The 24,386-nt window shown below is 63.2% G+C and carries 21 protein-coding genes; 11 read left to right on the plus strand and 10 right to left on the minus strand.

Features of this window, described 5'->3' with window-relative positions; translation table 11 throughout:
* Positions 1-14: 14 nt before the first annotated feature.
* From GFS60_RS32605 to GFS60_RS32620, 4 genes are read right to left on the minus strand one after another with little or no spacing between them, the layout of a single operon-like run.
* On the minus strand, positions 15-1,190 hold the full coding sequence (locus GFS60_RS32605) for a thiolase family protein (RefSeq protein WP_159928427.1): 1,176 nt from the start codon (positions 1,188-1,190) through the stop codon (positions 15-17).
* Positions 1,187-2,728 carry a class I adenylate-forming enzyme family protein gene (locus GFS60_RS32610; RefSeq protein ID WP_159928429.1) on the minus strand — a complete coding sequence of 514 codons (1,542 nt, stop codon included), beginning with the start codon at positions 2,726-2,728 and terminating at the stop codon, positions 1,187-1,189. The genes GFS60_RS32605 and GFS60_RS32610 overlap by 4 nt, the downstream gene beginning before the upstream one ends.
* Complete coding sequence (locus tag GFS60_RS32615) at positions 2,725-3,147, minus strand: Zn-ribbon domain-containing OB-fold protein (protein ID WP_159928431.1); 423 nt, start codon at positions 3,145-3,147, stop codon at positions 2,725-2,727. The genes GFS60_RS32610 and GFS60_RS32615 overlap by 4 nt, the downstream gene beginning before the upstream one ends.
* Positions 3,147-4,013 (minus strand): hypothetical protein, encoded by an 867-nt coding sequence (locus GFS60_RS32620; protein ID WP_159928433.1) that lies wholly within the window; start codon positions 4,011-4,013, stop codon positions 3,147-3,149. Before GFS60_RS32620 ends, GFS60_RS32615 begins: the two co-directional genes overlap by 1 nt.
* 272 nt (positions 4,014-4,285) lie before the next feature.
* On the opposite strand from GFS60_RS32620, the gene GFS60_RS32625 reads away from it, so the two are divergent.
* On the plus strand, positions 4,286-5,050 hold the full coding sequence (locus GFS60_RS32625) for an SDR family NAD(P)-dependent oxidoreductase (protein WP_159928435.1): 765 nt from the start codon (positions 4,286-4,288) through the stop codon (positions 5,048-5,050).
* Positions 5,047-5,835 (plus strand): crotonase/enoyl-CoA hydratase family protein, encoded by a 789-nt coding sequence (locus GFS60_RS32630; RefSeq protein ID WP_159928437.1) that lies wholly within the window; start codon positions 5,047-5,049, stop codon positions 5,833-5,835. The genes GFS60_RS32625 and GFS60_RS32630 overlap by 4 nt, the downstream gene beginning before the upstream one ends.
* A 179-nt stretch (positions 5,836-6,014) precedes the next feature.
* Here GFS60_RS32630 and GFS60_RS32635 read toward each other — a convergent pair whose 3' ends face one another.
* Positions 6,015-7,505: an aldehyde dehydrogenase family protein gene (locus GFS60_RS32635; protein ID WP_159928439.1), complete on the minus strand. Its 1,491-nt coding sequence runs from the start codon at positions 7,503-7,505 to the stop codon at positions 6,015-6,017.
* A gap of 224 nt (positions 7,506-7,729) precedes the next feature.
* Here GFS60_RS32635 and GFS60_RS32640 point away from each other — a divergent pair, with 224 nt between their 5' ends.
* From GFS60_RS32640 to GFS60_RS32660, 5 genes are all read left to right on the plus strand, one after another.
* Entirely contained in the window at positions 7,730-8,863 is a 1,134-nt protein-coding gene (locus tag GFS60_RS32640) for an amidohydrolase family protein (protein ID WP_159928441.1), read from the plus strand.
* 25 nt (positions 8,864-8,888) lie between these two features.
* Positions 8,889-9,851: a PDR/VanB family oxidoreductase gene (locus tag GFS60_RS32645; RefSeq protein WP_159929106.1), complete on the plus strand. Its 963-nt coding sequence runs from the start codon at positions 8,889-8,891 to the stop codon at positions 9,849-9,851.
* 76 nt (positions 9,852-9,927) lie between these two features.
* Positions 9,928-11,094 (plus strand): acyl-CoA dehydrogenase family protein, encoded by a 1,167-nt coding sequence (locus GFS60_RS32650; protein ID WP_159928443.1) that lies wholly within the window; start codon positions 9,928-9,930, stop codon positions 11,092-11,094.
* Positions 11,091-12,263, plus strand: a complete 1,173-nt coding sequence (locus GFS60_RS32655; protein ID WP_159928445.1) for a thiolase family protein — start codon at positions 11,091-11,093, stop codon at positions 12,261-12,263. Before GFS60_RS32650 ends, GFS60_RS32655 begins: the two co-directional genes overlap by 4 nt.
* Positions 12,264-12,322: 59 nt before the next feature.
* Complete coding sequence (locus tag GFS60_RS32660; protein WP_159928447.1) at positions 12,323-12,679, plus strand: Rieske (2Fe-2S) protein; 357 nt, start codon at positions 12,323-12,325, stop codon at positions 12,677-12,679.
* 483 nt (positions 12,680-13,162) lie between these two features.
* Here the strand turns inward: GFS60_RS32660 and GFS60_RS32665 are convergent, their stop codons facing one another.
* The 3 genes from GFS60_RS32665 to GFS60_RS32675 all read right to left on the minus strand — a co-directional run bounded on the left by GFS60_RS32665 (position 13,163) and on the right by GFS60_RS32675 (position 16,189).
* Complete coding sequence (locus GFS60_RS32665) at positions 13,163-14,551, minus strand: cytochrome P450 (RefSeq protein ID WP_159928449.1); 1,389 nt, start codon at positions 14,549-14,551, stop codon at positions 13,163-13,165.
* Between the two features lie 89 nt (positions 14,552-14,640).
* On the minus strand, positions 14,641-15,429 hold the full coding sequence (locus tag GFS60_RS32670) for an amidohydrolase family protein (protein ID WP_159928451.1): 789 nt from the start codon (positions 15,427-15,429) through the stop codon (positions 14,641-14,643).
* 10 nt (positions 15,430-15,439) lie between these two features.
* Complete coding sequence (locus GFS60_RS32675; RefSeq protein WP_159928453.1) at positions 15,440-16,189, minus strand: SDR family NAD(P)-dependent oxidoreductase; 750 nt, start codon at positions 16,187-16,189, stop codon at positions 15,440-15,442.
* A 246-nt stretch (positions 16,190-16,435) separates the two neighbouring features.
* Between GFS60_RS32675 and GFS60_RS32680 the strand changes: the two genes are divergently transcribed.
* The 3 genes from GFS60_RS32680 to GFS60_RS32690 are packed head-to-tail and all read left to right on the plus strand — an operon-like array spanning position 16,436 to position 19,147.
* Complete coding sequence (locus GFS60_RS32680; RefSeq protein ID WP_236603613.1) at positions 16,436-16,867, plus strand: SRPBCC family protein; 432 nt, start codon at positions 16,436-16,438, stop codon at positions 16,865-16,867.
* Positions 16,868-16,925: 58 nt separating this feature from the next.
* Positions 16,926-18,083: an acyl-CoA dehydrogenase family protein gene (locus GFS60_RS32685; RefSeq protein ID WP_159928457.1), complete on the plus strand. Its 1,158-nt coding sequence runs from the start codon at positions 16,926-16,928 to the stop codon at positions 18,081-18,083.
* On the plus strand, positions 18,083-19,147 hold the full coding sequence (locus GFS60_RS32690) for an acyl-CoA dehydrogenase (protein ID WP_159928459.1): 1,065 nt from the start codon (positions 18,083-18,085) through the stop codon (positions 19,145-19,147). The genes GFS60_RS32685 and GFS60_RS32690 overlap by 1 nt, the downstream gene beginning before the upstream one ends.
* A 104-nt stretch (positions 19,148-19,251) precedes the next feature.
* Here GFS60_RS32690 and GFS60_RS32695 read toward each other — a convergent pair whose 3' ends face one another.
* Complete coding sequence (locus tag GFS60_RS32695; protein ID WP_159928461.1) at positions 19,252-20,130, minus strand: SDR family oxidoreductase; 879 nt, start codon at positions 20,128-20,130, stop codon at positions 19,252-19,254.
* Between the two features lie 165 nt (positions 20,131-20,295).
* On the opposite strand from GFS60_RS32695, the gene GFS60_RS32700 reads away from it, so the two are divergent.
* Positions 20,296-21,153: a FadR/GntR family transcriptional regulator gene (locus tag GFS60_RS32700; RefSeq protein ID WP_159928463.1), complete on the plus strand. Its 858-nt coding sequence runs from the start codon at positions 20,296-20,298 to the stop codon at positions 21,151-21,153.
* A gap of 48 nt (positions 21,154-21,201) precedes the next feature.
* On the opposite strand, the gene GFS60_RS40180 is transcribed toward GFS60_RS32700, so the two are convergent.
* Positions 21,202-24,312: a protein kinase domain-containing protein gene (locus GFS60_RS40180; RefSeq protein ID WP_159928465.1), complete on the minus strand. Its 3,111-nt coding sequence runs from the start codon at positions 24,310-24,312 to the stop codon at positions 21,202-21,204.
* Between the last annotated feature and the right edge of the window lie 74 nt (positions 24,313-24,386).

Raw genomic sequence — 24,386 nt, forward strand, 5'->3', positions numbered from 1 at the left:
CGTTGGTGGGTTGGTCAGCTCGAAGAGCCGAGGACGAGCACGTTGTAGTACTGGGCACCGGACCCGGCACCGGCCACCAGACCGGTACGAGCGCCCGGTACCTGCCTGTCGCCGCCGTCTCCACGGATCTGCCGGACCGCCTCGATGATCTTCAACGTCGGTGCCCCCCAGCCGATGTGAGAGAAGGAGAGGACGCCGCCGTCCGTGCAGGTCGGCAATCCTCCGTCGATTCCGATTCCGGTGTCGAGCGCGAAAGGGCCGCCGTCACCTTGTTTGCAGAAGCCGAGGGCCTCGTACTGCCTGAGAACCTCCGCGGAATTGACGTCGTAGAGCTGCACGAAGTCCAGGTCGTGTGGGTCGATCCCGGCACTGGCGTAGGCGCGCTGCGAGGCGTCGGCGCCGATCATCCACACGTCGTCGTATCTCGGCGGGTCGACGTACTGCTGACGCATCCATTCAGCCCCGCCGCCGAGTATCCGCACGGGCGTCGACGGTAGGTCACGCGCGCGCTCCATCGACGTGACGACGAGCGCCGCGGCGCCCTCGTTGGCCAGACAGACGTCCAGCCGGGTGAACGGGTCGACCAAGGGAGGAGCGGCGAGAACATCCTCGGCCGTGTACGGGCCACGACCCGCCATGACTGCGTCGGGGTTGGCAGATCCGGTATTGCGAATGGTCGCGGCCACTTCGGCCATCGCCTCCCGCGCGTGCGGGTATTGGTGAAGGTAACGCTGCGCCACCAGGGCGAACTGCGCGGTGGTGAAGGACCCGAACGGTTCGACGAACTCGTTGGCCGGGCGGGTGTAGGAGGCGACGCGACCCGCTTCGGCATTCATCACACCCGCCTGACCTCCGGTGATCAGAACGGTGTGGCACTGTCCGGTCGCGATCGCCGCGGCCGCGTCGAGTACTGCGGGCACGCCTTGCGGGTAGGTGTCGCCGATCCAGCGGACCTGGATGCCGAGTAACCCTGCCCAGTCGGCCGAGCCGGGCTGGAAGACGGTGCCGCCCGGACCGGGCCATCGGGCACAGATGCCGTCGACCTCACTGCGATCGATTCCGGCGTCGGCGAGTGCCAGCTTCGCCGCCCGCACACTGGCAGTCAGTGAATTCATGTCGAGGTGCTTGGCCTGAGGGGTCATGCCGACGCCGACGACGGCGACATCGTGGAACGGGTGATGCCGCGTCATGACACACCGGCTGCAGTCGTGAACTGCTCCCGTACTTCCGCTTTGGTGATCTTGCCTACGGCATTGCGCGGAAGATCCTGCCACACTTCGACACGCTCGGGGATCTTGATGCTGGGCAACCCGTGGGTTCGGCACCACTGCTGCAGTTCCTCGGCCGAGGGCACCTGCGATCCGCTGGCGATCACCGCGGCGGCGATGGCTTCACCCCACTCCGGATCTTCGAGGCCGACGACGGCTGCTTCCCGCACCTGGGGGTGCAGGGTGAGGACGTTCTCGATCTCGGTCGGCGCGATATTGAATCCGCCGCGGATGATGAGGTCTTTTTTGCGACCGACGATTTTCAGGTAGCCGTCGGATGCCCACTGGCCGATGTCACCGGAGTGCATCCACCCGTCGATGAGGACTTCCGAGGTCCTCTCGGGTTCGTCGTAGTAGGACACCATCGTGTACGGGGTGCCGAAGACGATTTCTCCGGGTTCGTTGTCCGGCACGTCGGCCCCGTTGTCGTCGACCAGGCGCACCATCACTGCCATCGATTCTTTGCCGCAGGTGGCGAACAGTTCCGTGTTTCCAGCCGCCGCTGCCGCGTGGTCGCTCTTGCGGAGCATGGTGCCGATCGAGGCGATCTCCGCCATTCCGTAGAGTTGCACGAACACCGGCCCGAAGCGTTCGACAAGGTCTTTGACACGGTCCGGGGCGATCGGTGCCGATCCGTATCCGATCGTGCGTAGTGTGGGCACAGCGTCCGCGTCGATTGTCGATTCGAGCAGGCGAATTAGCATGGTGGGTACCAGAAAAGTGTGCGTGACGGCATTCAGCCGCACTTCTTCGGCGAACCGATCCGGCTTGAACCCACGGGAGTCCGCGAAGCCGATCGCCCCGCCGAGGAGAGCGAGGGGGGCAATGGTGATCTGCATGCTCGAGTTGTGCGGAATGGCGATCATCCAGCGCGAGTACTCGGAGAGCTCGTATTCGGCCACCGCCACTGCCGCGTGCTGCAGGGTTGCACCGACGTCGAACAGAATGCCTTTCGGCCGCCCGGTGGTGCCGCTCGAGTACACGATGCAGAAGTTGTCGTCCGGCCCCACCAGGCGCTCGGATTCGGGGGCTGCCGCCGACGATGCCGCCAGCTGCTCCTCGTAGTCGACCGGGTCGTCGATGTCGAGAACAACCACGTCGGTGCCTTCGGTGATACGCCGGGCCATCGGGGCCAGCTCGCCGTCCGCGAGGATCACCTTGGGTGTGCAATTGGCGAAGATGTCGACGTATTCCGGCTCGCCCAGCCGGAAATTGAGGCCGACATAGACCGCTCCGGCCTTGGCGCAGCCACCGACGAGTTCGACCACTTCCATCCGGTTGGCGACCAGTACCGCGACCCGGTCGCCGCAAGCGACACCGTAGCGATCACGCAGGAGGTTGGCCAGGCGGCAGGCTCGGTCGTTCACCTGTGCCCAGGTCCGAGAGCGAGCGCCGGCGAAACACGCCAGAGCTCGAGGATTCCGTCGGGCGTTCCGGCTGTAAGCGAGTCCGATGTTCATCGCGGGTCCTTTGTCTCGATGGTGCGGAAGGCGGGAAATGTCCACTGCTCGTCGATCGGCACCCACGTCACCTCGACGCGCGCACCGACCGGAGTGGGCCTGTCTCCCCTATCGACGATGTTGGTCAGGATGTGCCAGCCCTCGTCCATATCGACGATCGCCAATTGATACGGCGCCGGAATAGCGGGTGAGGGTGAGCGGTGTATCACGGTGCTGCTGTAGACAGTTCCCGCACCGGAACTCGCCTGGAAGGTCCACCGCTCACTCAGGCACCTGGGGCAGATCAGCTGGGGGGTGAAGAAGTTGTGCCCACACTCGTCACAGACGGGCCGGACGAGGCGATGTTCGCGGGCCGCCTGCCAGAACGGTGCGGTCAGGGAGCTGGCGGTGGGTAAGGGACGCTCCAGTCGAACGTCCATTACCGTCCACCCACCAGTAGCAGGTGGGCTGCCTCGTCGACCGGCATACCCACGGTAACTCCGCGGTCGCGCGCTGGTCCGTTGCATGCGCTGATCAGCCCCTCGTGATAGCCGCGGAAGGCGTCGCCGATCGGCGCGGTTCGGCCGTCGATGCACGCACCGGCGAGTCCGGCTTCCTCTGCGGTGTGCAACCCGACGATCCCGGATTCGTTCTTCGACATTCCCCCGTCGTGGCAGATGAAGCCCCACGGATCAGCCTCGAGCAGGAACTTCGCGCCGCTGCGACCGGTGTGACCGGCGGTCACCATCACACTGCGGCCGGCATCCTCGGGTAGCGCCCACACAATGGAGTCGGTCACCACGATGCGCCTGCCGTCCTCGAGCTCCTCGACCACCTGTCGGCGGATCTTGTTTCCCACCGTGGTGTCTCCCAGGTCTTTGTCCCGCAACAACTCCGCCGCCTGGCGCACCGGCATGCCTACTACGACACCGAGACATTCCGCGTGGTAGTTCACATGCGAGATCCGACCACTCTCGTAGAGGTCACGACCGTTTCCCATCTCGACGGTCATCCCGTCAGCGGTGGCAGCCGGTATCCCCAGTGCCTCGAGGTACCACAATCCGGCGATGCCGGCACCGTCCTTGCCGACGCAGGCATCGTGGCCGATGACACCGCGCGGTCGATGAACCGCACACATCCGCGCAGGAAGCACACCGATATAGGACGCCGGAAGAACCACGTCACGGTCGGTGTTGCGATCGTCCACCCAACGCGCGGAGTCCATGATGACGATGCGCCGCCCCTCACGCTCGGCGACGATCTCCTGCGGATGGTCCTTCTCCCGCTCGAGCAGTGTCTCTCCCACGTCACTATCTCCTTGCAGATCGGCTGAAATGGCCGCACCAGTTTTGAACGATGTAGTGATATCATACGCATATTTAACCGGCCCTGAGAAGAGCCCAGGTGAAGATTCCGCCACAGCCGAGGATCACACGGGTCCGCCTTCGAGAAGCCCGCGACGGTCCGGTCAAGATCCTCGACGCCAAAGATTAAACATGTCTATAATATACATATTACTCTACCCCTCGAACCACGCCTCGAGTGGCCAGACGGGGCATCACAACGAAGGAGAATTCGGTGAATCTCGACGGAACATCTGCGCTGGTGACCGGGGGCGCTTCCGGTCTCGGTTTGGCCAGCGCACGCGCACTGGCCAAACGCGGGGCGCATGTCACCATTTTGGACCTCCCCACCTCGGCCGGCGAAGACGTCGCATCGACGTTCGGTGGAGACGCGAGCTTTGCTCCCGCCGATGTGACCGAGACGGAAACAGTCGAGGCCGCACTGGATCTCGCGCAATCCCACGGTCCGTTACGGGCCGTCGTCCACTGCGCCGGCCGCAGCCACACGATGCGAATCCTCGACAAGCAGGGGAAGCCCAATTCGCTGGAGAACTACGCCGGCGTCATTCAGACCAATCTGATCGGTTCATACAACATTCTGCGTCTCAGTGCAGCACGCATGGCACAGAACGAACCGCTCGACGGCGACCGCGGCGCCATCGTGATGACTGCGTCGGTCGCTGCATGGGAAGGCCAGATCGGGCAGATTCCTTACGCATCCTCGAAAGCAGGCATCGTCGGGATGACGATCGTCGCCGCACGAGATCTCGCGGCGCATCAGATCCGCGTGGCCACCATCGCACCCGGAATCTTCGATACCCCGTTACTTGCACGGCTTCCCGAGAATGTCCGGCAGAAGCTGGGCGAGTCTGTTCCACATCCCAGCCGACTCGGCGATCCCACGGAATTCGGCGACCTCGCTGTGCACATCATGGAGAATCCGATGCTCAACGGTGAGACGATTCGCCTGGATGGTGCAATCCGGATGACGGCGCGATGAGCACCGCAGAGATTGCAAGCGAATCGTTGCTCGTCGGCGAGCTGACGGACGGGGTGGTCGTGTTGACCATCAACCGGCCCGCCGCGCGTAATGCGATCGACCTCGGCACCGCTCGGGCTATCAGCCGCACTTTCGACCTGCTCGACTCCGACCCCGACTGCAGGGTCATCGTTCTGACCGGTGCGGGTGGCCACTTCTCGGCTGGTATGGATTTGAAGGCCTTCCGGGCAACCGGTGAGCGTCCCGTCGACGAGCGGCGTGGAGCATTCGGTCTGGTCCGCAAACCTCCCCACACCCCACTCATCGCCGCCGTCGAGGGCGCCGCGGTGGGAGGTGGGTTCGAGATCGCCCTGGCGTGCGATCTGATCGTCGCGGCGGAAGATGCCGTATTCGGCCTGCCGGAAGTACAGCGTGGGCTGACGGCCGCCGGGGGCGGTCTGCTCCGGCTGCCGTCCCGCATCCCGTATCACCTGGCGATGGAAGCCGTATTGACCGGTCGCCGCCTCAGCGCCACGTGGTGCGCAGAGCAGGGCCTGGTCAATCGAATCGCTTCCCCCGGCGCGGTGCTCGACACGGCCCTCGAACTCGCCACGGAGATCAGCCGCAACGGCCCCCTGGCAGTCCAGGCATCGAAACGGGTAGTCATCGAGTCCGGGAACTGGCCGGCCCAAGAGGCTTTCGATAGGCAGGAAGCCATTGTCGATCCCGTTCGTCATTCGGCCGACGCACGCGAGGGCGCTAGTGCATTCGCAGAGAAACGCGCACCGCACTGGACCGGCCGCTGAGGCGACTTCGAGCCGCTGCACTTCGTCATCGCGGCGGTGGTGCTGTAGTCAACTGCAGCACCACCGCCGCGATGCGGACCGCAATGTCACAACGCATGATTGACACTGTTCATATACGTCAGTAGCGGTGGTAGCGAGTCGAGGACTCGCCGCCACCGCTACCGGCGTGTGCTCGGAATCTATCCGGAGTATGCGCCGCTGAGCAGAATCTGCTTTATCTCGGTGAACTCGAGAATGCCTTCGGCGCCGCATTCACGACCCCAACCCGACTGCTTCACTCCACCGAAGGGCTCGGTCAACGAGCAACCCGCGAGATTCAGTGCCACACCACCGGACCGGATACGTCGCGCAATCGCCAGCGCCTGGTCGCTGTCCTTGGCGTACACCGAGGCGGCGAGGCCGAACTTGCTGTCGTTGGCGATCCGGATCGCATCGTCGAGATCGTCGTAGGCGATCACCACGGTGATGGGGCCGAAGACCTCTTCCTGGGCGATCTCCATGTCGTTGGTGACGTCGCGCAACAGGGTGGGCGCGAAGTAGTAACCTCGGTCGAGGCCCTTCGGCCGGCAACCACCGGCGGCGACCACAGCCCCCTGCTCGACCGCCTTGGCCAACATCCGCTCGGTCCGCTCGACCGACCTCTTGTTGGCCAACGGGCCGAGGTCGGTGTTCGGATCGAAGGGATCTCCCACCTTGATGGCATTGAAAGCGTCCGCCAGCTTGACGACTACTTCGTCGTAACGACGACGCGAAACAAGGATTCGGGAGAGCGCGACGCACACTTGTCCGCAGCCGCCGATGGCACCGGGAACGAGTGTTCCGAGGACTTCATCGATGTCGACATCGTCCGCGATGATCGCCGGCGACTTCCCACCGAGCTCCAGTACGGTTCGCGCCAGCCGGTGCGAGGTCTGCCGAACAACTTCCATGGCCACGGCGGTGCCGCCGGTCATGTGCACCATGTCGATGCCCTCGTGCTGGACGAGGTGCTGGCTGGTGGCGAGTTCCGCGGCGAGGCCGCTGATGACGCCACGCGGGAAACCTGCGGCCCGAGCGGCGTCCATGATCAACCGCGAGGTCAGCTGTGACTCAGGGGCGAATTTCACCACCACGGTGCATCCTGCGAGCAGGGCCGGGATGACTTTCATGCCCATCAGGGGCACGGGTCCGTTGTAGGTCAGGATTGCGAGAACTGTTCCGATGGGCTGGTGCTGTACGAGCACTTCACTGTCGGCATTCTTGCGAATCTCCTCCCACTTCAGGGTTGGAGCCACCTCGATCGCGTGACCCCAGATGGCGCTGCCTGCGCCCGAATTGATCATCTCTCCGTGCGCCTGGGTGTAACCGGACTCGAACATCCAGGCCCGGTTCAGGGCGTCCAGACGGGATTCGAGTTCGTCGGCGAAGATGCGGCAGATTCGTGCCCGCTCCTCGACGGTCATGCGTGGCCAGGGACCCTCGTCGAACGCGGACCTTGCCGCGGCAACGGCAGCGTCGGCGTCAGCCGCACTCGGCGCGGCGACCGTGGCCACCACCTTTTCGGTGGACGGCATGACGACATCGATGGTCTCGATACTGGCCGGGGTAACCCAATCCCCGGCGACAAATACCTTGTCGAGCTCTGGAACTGCGACGTCGAGCTCATTTTCGGTGGGGGCGGTAATCGACATCTGGACCTCTCAGGTTGACGCGCATTTGCGACTGGTGCTGTGACGGAGATAACAACTATAGTTGTATAACATAGCCATGTTTTAGCCGTCAATCAAGCCCACTGGCATGGAGCGGGAAAACCCCACTGGCCGTGTGATCCAGATCTCGACAACGCGGCGTCAACGCGCTAAGGTGCATAATATAAGCCTATTTTAGACATCCCATCCGAACCAAGGAAGTGCTCATGACCACCGCATATGCGTCCGCTCAGCCCACCGAGAAGAAGCAGTCGTTAGCGATCATCGATTCCGACGTTCACCCCTACATGGAGAACGGGCTGGCAACCCTGGTGCCGTACATGAGTACGGCGTGGCAGAAGCGCATCGGCGCCGGACTGGGCGGCGGCCACACGGTGGCGTCTCAGTTCCACCTTCCCCTCGACTACCTCTACATCAACTCCTCCGGGGGTATGCGCGGCGACACCTCGCGTCCCGGCATGTCGCCTGCGACCGACCCGGAGTTCACCGCCGCGCAGCTACTCGACGGAGCCGGCATCGATCGGGCGATTCTGCTCTCCGGACACCTGCTGGGTATCGGAGCGATGCCCGATCCGCAGGTTGCTGCCACCATCGCGTCGGCATACAACGACTGGATGTGTGAGCGTTGGCTCCAGTTCGACAAGAGGTACCGCGGCGGCCTCGTCATCGCACCGCAGGATCCCGAACTCGCAGTCAAGGAGATCGACCGGATGGCCGATCGTCCCGGAATCGTCGAGATCTTCATGCCGCTGCACGACATCCTGATGGGCGAGAAACACTACTACCCGATCTACGAGGCAGCGCAGCGGCACGGGCTCCCCATCTGCGTCCACCCCAGCGGAACCGAGAACGTCTACGCTCGCGCGCCCCGGATGGCTGGTACCCCGACGTTCTACATCGAGTGGCACGCACTGCTGGGCCAGATCCATCAGGCCAACACGGCGAGCCTGCTGTGCCACGGTGTCTTCGAGCGCTTCCCGGAGCTGAAGGTCGTCATCGCCGAGGGTGGCATCGCGTGGATCGCGGAACTCAGCTGGAAGCTGGATGCCGACTGGTACGGACTGCGAGATGAGATCCCATGGGTCAAGCGGCATCCGAGTGAGTACCTGAACGAGAACATGCGGTTCACCACGCAGCCGTTCGTCGAGCCCCCCAAGAAGAAGCATCTGCTTGCGCTGATGGACATGATCAACGCGGAGAAGGTTCTGATGTTCAGTTCCGACTACCCGCACTGGAACTACAACGACCCTACCAACGCCCTCGCCGGTCTGCCGGAGGATCTCCAGCGCCGGATCATGTTCGACAATCCGCGGGAGTTCTACGGTGACCGCATCAACTGAGTGGGAGACCACGGCCATGAATGTCATGCTGACGACAAACGACACCGAAGTCGACCTCGACCTCGTTGTGCACGCCCGACGGATGCTGACGCCGGACATCGTCGCGTTGGATCTTCGGTCGAATGACGGTGCGCTTCTACCGTCGTGGTCTCCCGGCGCACACGTCGAGATGAATCTCGAGAATGGGCTTTCACGACAGTATTCCTTGTGCGGGGATCCGGCCGATCGGCAGACATGGACTGTTGCCGTGCTACGTGAGCCGAGCAGCCGGGGCGGATCCGACTACATCCACGACAAGCTGTCCACAGGAACCAGCGTCAAAAGCAGGGGGCCGAGGAACAACTTTCCGCTCGAGCCCGCGAGCGCGTACCGCTTCGTGGCCGGCGGGATCGGCATCACTCCGATGCTGCCCATGATTCGAGCGGCTGAGGCCTCGGGCACCCCGTGGACGCTTCTGTACGGTGGGCGCTCCCTCGAGTCGATGGCTTTCCGGGAGGAGCTGAGCCACTACGGCGACAAGGTCACCTTTCACCCACAGGACACTCACGGACTGCTTCCGTTGGCTACCGAGCTGGCGGATCCCGCCCCCGGTATAGGAATTTACTGCTGCGGACCCGAGCCGCTGCTCGCTGCCATCGAGGGTTACTGTGAGTCGGTCTGGCCCACAGGCGCGTTGCACGTGGAACGGTTCCGCGCCGATCTACCGGATCTGACGCACGCACATCCGATCGAGGTCGAACTCGCCCAGTCCGGCATGACGCTGACGGTCCCCGCCGACAAGAGCATTCTCGAGGTGTTGACCGACGCGGGTGTCATGGTCGACGCATCGTGCGAAGAAGGCACCTGTGGAACCTGTGAGGTAGTGGTCCTCGAGGGAACACCGGAACACCACGACGTGGTCCTGACCGAGAGCGAGCGCGAAAGCGGCGAGTGCATGATGATTTGCGTCTCGCGCGCGAAGGGCACATGCCTCAAGCTCGACCTGTGAATAACGCTGCGTCGCACTGCGTGTCTTCCGCACGACCGGCGCCCAATCAATGCACTTGGCTAGACAAGGATGAATAATGGCTTTTGAGCTGGATCAGCAGTATCTCGACCTTCGTGATGAAGCAATCGCGGTCGCGGCCGCGGCCGAACCGTTTGCCGTCGAGGCCGACGCGATGAGCACCGTACATGAGGGCATGCGGAAAATTCTCGCCGAGAGCGGTCTGTGGGCACTGACCGTGCCGGCCAGATGGGGCGGACGTTTCGAATCCGTCGACCCGCTCGCCGTGTGTGTCGTTCGCGAGGTTCTCATGGGAACGTCGGCGCACCTGGATTCGCTCTTCGCGTTGCAGGGCATCGGCAGCTTCGGACTGGCGCGGGCAGGTAGCGACGAATTGCGGGACGAGTGGCTGCCCAAGGTCTCCTCCGGAGAGGTCCTCGCCGGTCTCGGGCTCACCGAGCAGGAGGCCGGGTCGGACCTGAAGAACATCGTCACCGAGGTACGACGAGACGGTGAACGTTTGGTGCTGAACGGCAACAAGTCCTTCATCTCCAACGGCGGCGCGGCCGGCTTCTATTGCGTTCTTGCGCAGGAAGGACAGGGGCAGAGCCTGTTCCTCGTTCCGGCAGACGCACCCGGCTTAACTCTCACCCCGACGCCGGAGATCATCGCGCCCCACATCCTGGCCGAGCTCGCGTTCGACAACGTCGAGGTCTACGAGGGCAACCGCATCGGTGAGATCGGCAAGGGACTCGAGCATGTTCTTGCCACCCTCGCCGTGTTCCGGGTCTCGGTCGCCGGCGCATCGGTCGGTCTCGCCCAGGCCGCCTTGGAAGAGGCCGCCCGGCACGCGGGCACGCGCGTGCAGTTCGGGCGTCCCCTGGCCAGGCTGGGCGCGGTGGCCGACATGCTCGGTGCTTCGTGGTCCGAACTCGAAGCGGCACGCCTGCTGACCTACAAGGCCGCAGACATGGCCCGGGTCGATCCGGCCGCATCCCTGCACTTCAGCTCCATGGCGAAACTGGTCGCCAGTGAAACCGCCGGTCGTATCACCGACCGCGCAGTGCAGATCTCCGGCCGCTTCGGTCTGGTTCGTGATTCCAAGCTCGAGCGACTGTACCGCCAGGCCCGCCCGATGCGGATCTATGAGGGCTCATCGGAAATTCTCCGGCTCGGGATCTCCAAGGCGCTCGTCGGCAACGTCGTGGCCGGCCATGCAGGCTCGACGGAAGGACAGCGACGATGAGCCCGCTCGCGGCGCACGAGGCCGTCATCATCGATGCCGTCCGGTCCCCGGTCGGCCGTGGCCACCACGAGAAAGGCGTGCTCCGCGACGTGCACCCCGCCGACCTCTTGGGACAGTGCTACGAAGGTGTCCTGCAGCGCGTGGGCATCGATCCGGCGGCCGTCGACAACGTGATCACCGGATGCGCCAACCAGATCGCGCAGCAGTCGTCAGGCATTGCCCGTACCGCCTGGTTACAGAAGGGACTGCCGGCGACCACAGGCGCCACGACGGTAGACATCCGTTGTGGCTCCGGCCAGCAGGCGGCACACTACGCGGCGTCGTCGATCGTCGCCGGCATCGACGGTGCGGTGATCGCCGCAGGCGTCGAGCACATGGGACGCAACGGGTTCCGCGTGCATCAGGGCTCACAGGAACAGTGGGGCCAGGCGTTCACCGACGAACTGCGGTCACGATACCCGCTTGTCTCACAGGGCGTCGCGGCCGAGCGGCTGGCCGACCGCTACAGCATCAGCCGCGCCGAGATGGACGAGTTCTCCGCCCTGTCCCACCAACGCGCCGCGGCGGCGGCCCGGGACGGGCACCTTGCCCGGGAGATCCATCCGATCGACGTCAACGGCACCAAGGTCGAAGCTGATCAAGGTATCCGGGCCGACTCGACTCCCGAGTCCCTGGCAGCGCTGAAACCGGTCTTCTCGGAAGACGGGAAGGTGACAGCCGGCAACTCGTCGCAGATCTCGGACGGTGCCGCCGCAATCTTGCTCACCAGCGCCGAGTTCGCGCAGGAACACGGGCTCCGGCCGCGTGCGCGGGTTGTGGACCAGGTGGTCCTCGGAGTCGACCCGGTAGACATGCTGACCGGCCCCATCCCCGCGACGGCGCGCATCCTCGACCGGAACAACCTGAGCATCCGTGATATCGACGCCATCGAGATCAACGAAGCCTTCGCATCGGTGGTGCTCGCGTGGCAGCGCGAATTCCAGCCCGACATGGGCCGCGTCAACTCCTGGGGTGGCGGAATCGCTATCGGACATCCATTGGGCGCCACTGGAGCTCGACTGCTGACGACGATCGTCAATCGGTTGGAGAACACCGACAGCCGCTGGGGACTGGTGACCATGTGCTGTGGTGGCGGACTCGGTACCGCCACGCTGATCGAAAGAATCTAAATCATTCCGGCACCGTTCCCCATGGTGGAACGGTCTCACTGCAAGACTGGAGCACGACAATGACACGCCACGTGATCGGCAAACTGGACGAATTTCCTGACGACACCCGCCGCGTCGTCGACATCGACGGAGAAGAAGTCGCAGTCTTCAACGTCAGAGGAGCCTTCCACGCGTTGCGCAACGCCTGTCCCCACAAGGGGGCGCCGCTGTGCACACTTCCCCCCACCGGGATGATGCTCGAAAGCGCACCCGACGTTTACGAATGGGGACGTGAAGGCGAGATCGTGCGCTGCCCCTGGCACGGTTTCGAATTCAATCTGTCCGACGGCAAATCGGTCGTCGCGCCCCAGCTCAAGCTCCGCGCCCGCGTCTACAAAGTCGACGTCGAGGGTGAAGAGGTCGCACTCTACGTCTGACCGAAACCATCTCAGATAGCACCCGACCCGGGCCGGTGACCACCGGCCCGGGTCCTTTCGTGCTGCCGCCGGATGACCGTTGAACGGAGCGCCGAATAGTTCGGGTGGTTATCCGCCTCCAGTCGGAACCGAAACCGTCCAGTCGCAACCGAAACGGCCCTGGTCCGATCTCTTCGCGAGATCGGACCAGGGCCGCTGGTGACGAAGGGACCGAAACCTCCGCCTCGTGTCTGACATGACCAGGACTCCTCGCTCCGCGATCTTGTGCTCGGCGAGGTCCTGGAAGGCCTGGTTGACGTCGTCAAGGCTGTAACGCGAGGCTGCGGCGTCGATCAGGACGTCGCGATCTCCACAACCTCGCCCGGCCCCGGTATGGGATCTGGGACCTCCTCGACGACGAGATCAGAGCCGATGGACGGCAGTCGAGCTGCACGCATTCAAATCCTTCCTTCCTTCGAGATGGCAGTTGCATCGACCGTCATCTCAGGCAGTGAAGCGGTAGCGGGCCAGACCGCGCACCCAGTAGGACGGCATCCATTCGGGGTCAGTTTCGAGCGGCTGCAGATCAGGGAACCGAGTCAAGAGCCCGCTGACGGCCTTGGCGCACATCATTCGGCCGAGCGGTGCGCCGATGCAATGGTGGGCGCCGGTGGCGAAGGAGAGGTGCTTGTTCAGGTTGGGCCGGTCCAGAATGAACTTCTCCGGCTCGTCGAACACCGTTTCGTCGTGGTTGGCAGACGCGATGTATGCGAACACCATGGAATCGGCCGGAATGGTGACTCCGGCGACGTCGACGTCACGCGTGGAGGTTTGGAAGACCATCTGCACGGGTGAGTTCTGACGCAGCGTCTCTTGAACTGCGGCCAGCGCCCGGTTCGGGTCGCGCCGCACCTCATCCAGAATTGCCGGATGCGAGAACAGGTTGTAGACCGTCGAGCTGATCAGATGGGACGGAGTCTCCGAGCCGCCGAACTGCATCAAAGCAACCAGGCTCAAGATTTCGGTGGCGGTGAGGGTGTGGTTCTCTTCCTCAGCGCGCACCAGGTCGGATACCAAGTCGGTTCCGGGGTTCTTGCGTCGGTACTCGATCTGCTCGGTGAAGTAGGTCCGGAGTTCGGTGACGCTCGTTCGGATCTGGTCGAGTTCCTCTTGCGCAAGGACCCCACGGCTGGGCGACTTCAGCAGATCCATCGTCCAGCGCTTGAAATCCTCACGCACGTCCGGGTCATCCACACCAAGAAGGTCGGCCGTGACATTGACGGGAACATAGGCGGCGAAATCCGATACCAGGTCGAACTCGGCACGCTTGCTGTCCAGGTTGTTCAGGAGCCGTTCGACCACGGCATCCACTTTCGGTTCCATGGCTTTGATCGCGCCCGGACGAAAGCCGGCGTTGGCCAGACGCCGGATGCGTGAATGTTCCGGCGGGTCTGTGGCGATGATCGACTTGACCTCCGGAACCGGGTCGAACTCACCGAACGCATTGGTGGTGAAGTCCTTGGCAGAGAAGATCTCGGGATGCTTGAAGGTGTTTTCCACATCGGCATATCGGAACACTCCCCACGCACCCACCGACTCGATGTACTGCACCGGCGCGTTCTGGCGCAGTTCTTTGTAGAAGGGGTAAGGGTTCTGCTGAACCAAGAATTCGAGCGGATCGAAACCCGTAGCGGTTGTCACCATGACCTCCAGATCGAGACCGACCGGCTCGACAGAGCCGCACGGTCGCTTGCCTTTTGTGATCCCCCACACGTACATAAACAGAATAAACATATGCATGTTATATCCACAACCCTCGGCGGTCGTCGGACCCGTCCCGTCGATTCCGCCGCGGCTCATGCGAGCGGAATCGGCCTCGCGACGCTTCGCCATAGTGGCCATGATCGATCGGGCGCACAGACACAATCGGTCCGGGAGATCGCTCAGCGACCTCCCGGACCGAAAAGTTCTCGACAAGCGCGTCAGAACGAGAGTTTCAACAGCCGAGCCAGATTCAGTCCGAGAATTTGCTCCACGTCACTGTCGGCCAGGCCCAGGTCGCGCACGGCCCGGATCTCGCGGCCTTGATCAGCCATCGGCCAGTCCGAGGCAAAAATGACACGTTCCGGCCCGTGCGTCTCGATAAGTTTCCGAACATCGGCCGGATCGAGTTCGGCAAGGCTGGGCGGCCATGACGTGTCCAGGTACACCGGTAGCCCCACCACGGTGTCGACTGCTTCCTGGAACTGACGGTAACCGCCGAAGTGACAGGCGATGACGTCGAGCTTCGGAAACTTGCGTACCAGCTGCGCCAACATCGCCGGACTGCACACACCTTCCGAACTTGCCGTCGCAATGGATCCGATGTGGATAATGACCGCAAACTCGCCCTGCATCGCATCGAACAGGCGGTCCATCCGGGGATCGTCGAGCGCGTACTTCTGAAAAAATGGGTGGATCTTCACCCCCCTCAGGCCATGCCGGCGCAGGCTTTCGACGTTTTCCTCCGCCGACAATTCAGGATGCACGGAGCCGAATCCGATGAAGTACTCGGGATCGAGCGAGCCGGAGAACCTGTTGGCCTTCTCGACGGCCTCACCGTCGTTCGCGACGGCCAGGCAGACCGAGCGGTCGATTCCCGCCGCTGCCATAGACTCTATGAGCCCGTGCGCCGTGCCGTCGCCCCGGCGTTCGAGGTCGGGGACCGATCCGGCGAGCGCCCGTTTGGCGACCGCGTCCGGCCACATGTGGGTGTGTGCGTCGATGATCATTGAGCGCCTTTCAGAGCCGGCTGACTTCGCCGCCGTCGATGACGGCTACCGAACCGGTGACAAAATTGGACAGTGGTGAGGACAGGTAGGCCACCAGCGGACCGAACTCCGCAGGATCGCCCATGCGTCCCGCCGGGATCTTCTTCAATCGCCGCGCCAGGACGTCCGGCGAGTCGGTCACTGCGCTTTGCGCGTCTGTGGTGAAAGCGCCGGGGGCGATCGCGTTCACCTGAACGCCCTTCTTCGCCCACTCCCCCGCAAGGGCTTTGGTGAACTGCACAACCGCACCCTTGGAGGAGGAGTACGCCACCAATGTCGGCTTCCCCTTGAGGCCGGAGGTGCTGGCCACATTGATGATCTTGCCCGACCCCTGAGGTAGCAGGTGTCGGGCCGCTGCGCGGGTCAGTACGGCGGGCGCCCGTACGTTGACATCGAACACCTCGTCCCACTCCTTTTGGGGTTGTTCGGCGAACCGCCCAGCTGGAGCGATTCCCGCATTGTTGACCACGATGTCCAGCCGCCCGAACGTCTCGACGGCGATATCTGCAAGCGCCGCGACCGCGTCCATGTCACGCATATCGCAGGTTTGCACAGCAGTGCGCTCGGGATAGCGACGGTGCAACTCCTCGAGAGGCTCGCGCGTTCGGGCGACCAGGACCACGAATGCACCCTCGTCGAGCAGCGCCTCGGCTGCCGCCTTACCCAGTCCGCGACTGGCGCCGGTCACTATCGCGACCTTGCCTTGAAGCTGTAAGTCCATGTTGTCACTCCTTCTGATTTTCGACGCGTTGCGCCGCCGTCCCGGCAACCCGGGATCGCTCGACGCAACGGGCTCTTGCCATAGTCACTTAACCTGATTATATTTCTCATATTAACTGGACTGTCCGGCGAATTACCAGCCCCACCGAGTGCGACAACCCGCGCAGGCGCGGAAGCGCCGCCGGCGATGCCCCCCCCGTCAGGTCCATCTGGGTCAATCCCCTGCTCCACAACGAAAGAGGACAAAATGAGCGTGAAGATGACGATCAATGAGAGCAAGCGCTACAGCGTTTCCGCGGAGCAGATTTGGAAGCTTTGTGGGGCACCGGGCGAGATCGAGAACTGGCTCCCCGCTGTGGAGAAGTCCTGGATGGAAGGCGACGTTCGCTACGCCGAGCTCGCAGGCGGCGCCGGTCAAGCGCGCGAGCGTGTCACCGAGCACGATGACGCAGGCCACTACTACGTGTACGACTACCTCGACGGTCCGCTTGTTCTGAAGTCCTTCAGTTCACGGTTCGCAGTGGTTCCCACGGCTGATGGCGGGTCCGAGATTCTGTGGACCGCGGAGTTCGCGGCCGACGACGAGTCCGAGGGAACGGAGCTGGCTGGAGCCGTCACGGGCATGTATCAGGGTGGCCTCGAGAATATCGCTGATGTTCTCGGTTCGGTTCAGTCGTGAGTTTCTCGAACTGCGCGATTCACCACCTCGGACGGCCTACCTCGGGGAGGAGACCTTCATGAGTCATGACCGACTCGTCCCTCGCGTAGTCGACGACCCGAGCGAGTTCGGCCCGCTGCGAGATCAGGTGCGTACCTTCGTCCGCGAGTGTATCGACGCCGGGGATTTCACCCCGGGAGTCGATACCTGGCTGACCGAGTGGAATCCCGAATTTTCGCGGCGACTGGCCGCGCGGGGCTGGATCGGCATGACAATTCCTACCGAGTACGGGGGCCATGGCCGATCCCACATCGAACGGTTCGTCGTCACCGAAGAGCTGTTGGCTGCGGGCGCCCCCGTCGCGGCCCACTGGATCGCCGATCGCCAGATCGCGCCGTCGTTGTTGAAGTTCGGAACCGAGGAACAAAAGCGACAGTATCTGCCGGCCATCACCAACGGTGAGTGCTTCTTCGGGATCGGAATGAGCGAACCGGACTCCGGTTCGGATCTCGCCAGTGTGCGGACGAAGGCGACTCGGGTCGACGGTGGGTGGACGATTACCGGCACAAAGGTGTGGACCTCAGGCGCCCACCACGCGGATGCATTCTTCGTGCTGGCACGGACGGCACCCAGAGACCCCGCTGCACGTCACGCGGGACTGAGCCAATTCATTGTCGATCTGAGGTCGCCGGGGATCGCCGTCCGCCCCATCGTCTCGATGACGGGAAGTCATCATTTCAATGAGGTGGTCTTGGAGGCGGTGTTCGTACACGACGAGAATGTTCTCGGTCGTGTCGGTGACGGCTGGCAGCAGGTGACTTCGGAGCTTGCGTACGAACGCAGCGGTCCGGAGCGTTTCCTTTCCACGTTCCCGCTGCTTGCCGAGACGGCCGAGCAAGCTGCTGCCGATCGTTTCCCCGCCGACAGTGGCGTCGGTCGCCTGATCGCGCGGATCGCCGGGTTGCACCACATGTCTTCAGCGGTGGCCGGTGCCTTGCATCGGGGCGAGCGTGCCGACAGCGCCGCGGCCGCCGTGAAGCTCCTGGGGACGGTGACCGAAGGGGATATAGCGGACTACGCCGATCTACACATGAGCCGAGGCGGGCGAGCACAGGAAGAGGGGCCTTTCGGCTCTTTGGTCGATCACGCCGTTCTCCAACGGCCCGGATTCACGTTGCGGGGCGGCACAACCGAGATCCTCGAGAGTGTCGTCGCCCGAGAGCTAGGACTGCGCTGATGACTACGCCAACGATGGTGGACCCTGATCTCGTCGAGATGATGGAGTCGGTGTTCACCGCGCACCGAGATAATGCTGCCGACTCGGCGGAGTCGGCGAAGTTCAACCCTCAGCTCTGGCAGATGCTGGACGAACTGGGCCTGATACGGCTCACAGGTAGCGAGGCTCACGGCGGAAGCGGTGCCGACTGGCATGCCGCCTCTGCTCTGCTTTCTGCAGCAGCCGCCGCGGCTGTTCCGGTTCCCCTCGTCGAGCACGATCTGCTGTCGGGGTGGCTCCTGGAGACCGCAGGACTTCCCATGGACGGTGGCCTGCGGACTGCATTCTTGCTCGAGGATTCGGCCGCATCAAGCGTGGTGCCCTGGGCGCGTGACGCCGACTTCATGGTTGTTCTTCGTCGCACCGAAGCATCATGGGCGGTTGCGGAGGTAGCCCGCGCCAACACCACTCTCACACCCTCGCAGAATCTCGCCGGCGAACCACGCGACACGGTGAGGGTCGACGTCGAGACTGCCCAGTGGACATCGGTACCCGACGGTGTGGCCGAGATCTTCGTGCTCCGCGGGGCCCTCGCTCGCACACTGCAGGTATGCGGAGCCATGGAACGGATCGTCGAGCTATGCATCGACCACGTCTCCAGCCGCGCACAATTCGGCCGGCAACTGTCCAAGTTCCAGGCTGTGCAGCGACTGGTCACCGGAGTAGCCGCCGAGACCGCGCTCACGCGCTCGGCGGCCGATGCGGCGGTTGCCGCGATCGAGCGAAACGGGTGGGACACACCGGGCGCGTCATTCGCTGTAGCGGTAGCTAAATCGTGCGCCGGTCATGCCGCGTCGACAGTGGTGCGCGGTGCTCACCAAGTCCACGGTGCCATCGGCACCACTCGTGAGCACGAGCTTCATCGGTACACCCGGCCTGTGCTGTCCTGGCGGTCGGAGTTCGGATCCGTAGGGCAGTGGGACCGACTGCTCACCCAGACCGCAGTCGCCGCCGGACGAGATGGGGCTTGGAAGTTGATCGTCGAAGGACGCCCACTGACAGGAGTGCTCGACATCGCGGTATGAGCAGCGCCGACAACCGGCTGAGCCGACTCTCGCGTCGGCACAGCCGGTTGTTTTCGTCCTCCGACTTACTTTGAAACCGCGACCTGGCGGTTCAGTCCGGGATGTCAGCGACCGTACTCGTCGTTTTCTTCCAACGGGGGCCAATCCTCGACCATGTGCAAACCTCGCCCGAGATGAGCGGCACCGTCGATCTGTAACAGTTGGCCGGTAATCATTCGCCCCGCCGGTGTCGCGATGAACGCGACGAGCTCGGCAACGTCCTCGGTCGGAGTGGGCCTCCCTGCCGGCACGGACTCGGGGACGACGCGATTGCGCAGCGACGACGCAATCCCTTCAGGCAACGAGTCCGAGATCACCACCCCAGGGGCCATGCAGTTGGCGCGAATTCCCAGGTGAGCCCACTCGAGTGCAAGAGTCTTCGTCATGGCCAGCACTCCGGCGCGGGCAGCAAGCGAATGCGCGAGACCGACACTGCCCCGCTCGACCCCAGACAGAGAGATTGTGACGATGCTGCCACCGCGCCGGGCGAGGAAGGGTTTGGCCGCCGAGATGACGGTGAAGACAGCATTGAGATTGAGATCGACCACCGACCTGAATCCGTTGTCGGAGATCTCCGCCGCTGCAGCGTAGAACTGCCCTCCCGCGTTATTGACGAGAAGATCCATGCCGAGCTCGGTCGAGGATTCCGATATGACCGACCGCACCTGCTCGCAGTCTCGAACATCGACCGAGAACCATCGGAAGGTGCCTTCGGTGCGCGAGACCAGCTCAGCCGTCTGCTGCAGCGCAGCTTCGGTGCGACCTATTCCCGTCACCGTGGCACCGAGCTCCGCCAAGCGAACGCTGATCACCTGTCCGATGCCGCTGCCGGCACCCGTTACCACGGCGTGAGTTCCCGACAAGAGCGTCGGCTGTAACACCTTGACGTCGGCAACGTCCCAGGCACGGCCAGATTGCGGCGGATGCGGCCGATAAGTCGGCATACCGACTCCCTTCGAGACAACCAGCGCCTCAAGCTCGAATAGGTTCAGTGCATAACATATACATGTTTACTGCGCCCGATCCTGTCCGGTCAACTCCCAGGCAGCGCCGGTCGACGCACGACGGCACGAACACGCACCTGGGGAGCGGAAATGTATGATGAACATATGCCAGGAAACAAGGCGACCAAGTCGACTACGGTCGGTAGTCGCGCACGCAACGGTCGCCCAGCTGCCACCGGCGAAACCACCCAGATTCTGCCACGCTCACGGGACGTCACACCGTTGACACGCCCGCCGGAGATGCCGCCGAAACGCGCCGAGATGATCGCTCAACGCATAGTGCGGATGATCCAAGAGGAAGGCCTGAAGTTCGGGGACGCTCTCCCTGTCGAAGCCGACATGCATGAGTCTTTCGGGGTGGGAAGAAGCACCCTTCGCGAGGCTCTTCGCATACTGGAACTGCAGGGCGTGATCGTGATCCGACCCGGCCGCGGGGGCGGACCCACCGTGGGATTGCCGGACTCGCGCCACCTGGCGAGCACGCTCGCCCTCTTGATGCAGTTCTCGGATACACCGTTTCGATCCGTGTTGGAGACGCGTGAGTACATCGAGCCGATCGCCGCCGCCTTGTGTGCGCAGAACGGTGAGGATCGGGTCATCGACGGATTACGCCAGTCCGTCGACGCCATGCGCGCGAACATCTCCGATGAGACCGTGTTTCTCTATGAGAACCACAGATTTCACGAACTGATCGCCGAAGGTGCACAGAACCCGCTGATCTCGTATTTTCTCAACTCACTCGACTGGATCATCGACGGCGCTCGACTGGGAGTCACCTACAGCCCGTCTTCGCGCAAGCACGTTGCGGTGATCCACGAGCAAATTTGTGAAGCAATCGAAGACGGCGACAGTGATCGCGCACGGGATGCTATGAGTGAGCACATGAAAGAGACCCGCGCCTTCTTCGAGCGAAAGCATCCCAAGGTGATGAACCAGGCACTGAGCTGGGGAATGTACGGCTGACGGGCCGGCCGGGCGAGCGGTCCTGGATTTCTCCGACCATATCTTTTGTCAGTCTCGCCGCCGGCCGGACGCGTCCAGTGCACTCGATTCGGTCCTTGCCTGGTCGGCAGCATCACGGTCGGTATCAGCAAGGGCGAAGGTTATGGCTTCTTGCGGGCCCAGCCGTAGGCCCTTGCGGTGTCGTGCACGAAACTCTTTGTCCCCGAGAATTGTGCGGGTCATTTCATGGCACTCTGTGTGGTAGGCACGAAGTTGTTGGAAGAGCAGGGGGGAGCTTCCCACCGCCGCTCCCAACGACTCGGCCGCGCCCAAGAACGTGGCGGCTCGACCGAAGTCCTGGTTGCGGCCGGCGATCCACGCCAGGACCTCCAGACTGACGGCGGCCACGAGAGGCTCGTCGATCAGACGACACAACCGCAGGCACTCGTCCATATACTGTGCTGCGCGGACAGGGTCCCCCTGCCTGAATTCCGCTACGCCGATGCCCCACAGCGAATACGACCGATACACCGACTCACCACGTGATTCGGTCACTGCGAGCACCTCATGATGACAAGCAAGTGCGCGCTCGCTGTTGCCGCCCAACTCGTACGCCACTCCCAGCATCATCAGGATCCAGACGCGTACCGCGACTTCACCGTCGGCGGTAAACACTTGGAGCGCTTCTTCGAGTCTTTCCGCTGCCTCCAGCACATTGCCGCTGTACAGCGCGAGAATACCCTTGGCGTGGGCTATACGGGCGTCGCTGACCGGGTCCGTCATCTCGGCCAGCAGCGCCTCGCCCTGGGCGATCAGATCCCATCCGGCGGACAGATCACCCTGCATACCAGCGAGCACGCTGTCGGCGTAGATGGCCTTGACCCGATCTGCCGAATTTCGCACGGGGCGCGTTCCCAGAGCACGATCCAGCCAATACCTCCCCTCGCTGAGCAGGTTGCGGGACAACCAGAAAGGGAACAGCGCCGCAGCAATCTCGAGTGCGGAACCTTCCTGTGATTCCCCCGGCTCGACTATCGCGAATTCCATAGCCTCACGGAGGTTCGACTGCTCTCGAGACAATCGGGCAATCCACTCGAGTTGACGGACACTGATCCAGTCGCGCTTGGCATCTTGCACGAATTGCCGATACCAATGATGGTGACGACGCCGCAGTAGCGCCCAGTCTCCCGAAGCGCTTGCTTTGACTCGTCCGAATTCACGGATCGTCTCCAACATTCGGAATCCCACCGCACTGCCATACTCCTGCCGGACGAGAATCGACTTGTCGACCAAGGAGAAAATTCCCTCGAGCAGGTCGTCTCGATCGACGTCCTCGCACATACTCTCTGCAGCATCGAGTTCGAAGTGGCCCACGAACACAGACAGATTAATCCATATCTGCCGTTCCAGCGGCGTGCACAGGTCATAACTCCACTCGACACAGAGAAGAAGAGTGCGTTGCCGAGGTGGCGCAGAACGGCTTCCATGGGTAAGTAGCTTGTATCGGTCGTTCAGCCGCTGGGCGATTTGGCCGAGCGACATCGCCCGTAGCTGCGCTGCCGCCAATTCGATGGGTAGCGGCAGACCGTCGAGTTGACGGCAGATGCGAACGACAGTGTCGATATTGTCATCGGAGAGTTCGAATCCCGGCACCGCCGCTGCGGCACGTTCCTCGAACAACGCAATCGCGTCGTAATTGGGGGAGGCCATCAACGCGGGCTCGTGATCGGCGTCCGGTGTTCTCAAGGACGGCACCCGCAAGACAGATTCACCGGGGATGTTCAACGGCTCGCGGGACGTCGTCACGATCGAGACGTCCGGACATGTTCGAAGGACCGTCTCAGCAAATCGAGCGACCGGTGCGATGACGTGCTCACAGTTATCGAGCACGATCAACAACTTCCGATCGATCAGGAACCCAACTACCTCGTCCATCGGATCCGTATGTCCGGTGCGCAGGCCGAGGGCTCTCGCGATCACGTCGATGAGAACCGACTCGTCCATGACTTCGCCGAACTCCGCCAGCCATACGCCATGCGGAAACTCGTCGCGTAGGTCGGCAGCGAGTCGCAACGCCAGACGAGTCTTCCCGACACCTCCGATTCCCGTCAACGTCACCAAGCGCGCAGTGCGGAACATGCCTCTCGCGTGGGACAGTTCGTTCTGGCGCCCGATGAAGCTGGTCACCTCCAAGGGTAGATTTCCCGTGCGACTCTGGAGCGCGGCCCGGCGACCCGAGTGCTCGTCGGTGGAACTCGTCGAGACGGCCTCTCGTCGACCGAGCGGAACCACTGGCTGTTCCATGAGAAGCGCCATGTCATCCACTTCGAAGCCGTTCCGCGCCTGGAGCGCGCGGAGTTCGTCGCCGAACTCGACGGCACTGCTGGGACGGTCACCGGGATCGCGCGCCATCGCATGCTCGATCACTGCGGCAATGTCTTCGGGGATGCCGTTGTCACGCAGGTTGGGGATCGCGTGCCTCGTGATACGCACGAATTGCGCCACGACCTGCTCCCCGGACCGACGCTCGAACGCCGCGTGACCGGTCAAAGCGCAGAAGAGGGTCGCGCCGATGCTGTAGACGTCCGAGACAGGCGTCGGCGCATCGCCCTTCAGTATTTCGGGAGCTGTGAACGCCGGTGAAGCGGTAATCATGTCCTTGGCAGTCTCGAACCCGCCCGCGATGTGCGCGATTCCGAAGTCAGTGAGGGCTGGCTCGCCGTAACTCGAGAGCAAGATATTGCCCGGTTTGATGTCGCGGTGCAAAATACCGAGTCGATGCGCCGTCTCCACAGCACCGGCGATTCGGACACCCAGCCGCAACACCTGGTCCGGGCCGAGGGGACCATCGTGCCGGATCAGCGTATCGAGTGAGTCCAAAGGGTGGTACGGCATCACGATGAACGGGTGGCCGCTCGCCGTGGAACCGACTTGTAGGACATTGACAATGTTCGGGTGGCCGGTCAAGCGACCCATGGCACGCTGCTCTCGGAAGAATCGCGTCCGATTCTCGTCATCGAGCGCGCGGGTGAGAACTTTGACCGCCACCGTGCGGTCCAACGAAGGCTGCAAACACCGATAGACCACCCCGAAACCGCCGCGACCGATCTCACAGGCCTCCGTGAAACCAGCCGAAACCAGCTCGCGTTTCAGAGCGGCGTCGTCCTGCCGTGTCTCCACCCGTCCGTCCTCGACCTCTCACCGTCCACGGTCTCCGTCGAGTTCCCGCTGCGACGGCGTTTCGACGGTGCAGC

This window comes from Rhodococcus sp. WAY2 (genome assembly GCF_009859915.1).
Classification (GTDB): Bacteria; Actinomycetota; Actinomycetes; order Mycobacteriales; family Mycobacteriaceae; genus Rhodococcus_F; species Rhodococcus_F oxybenzonivorans.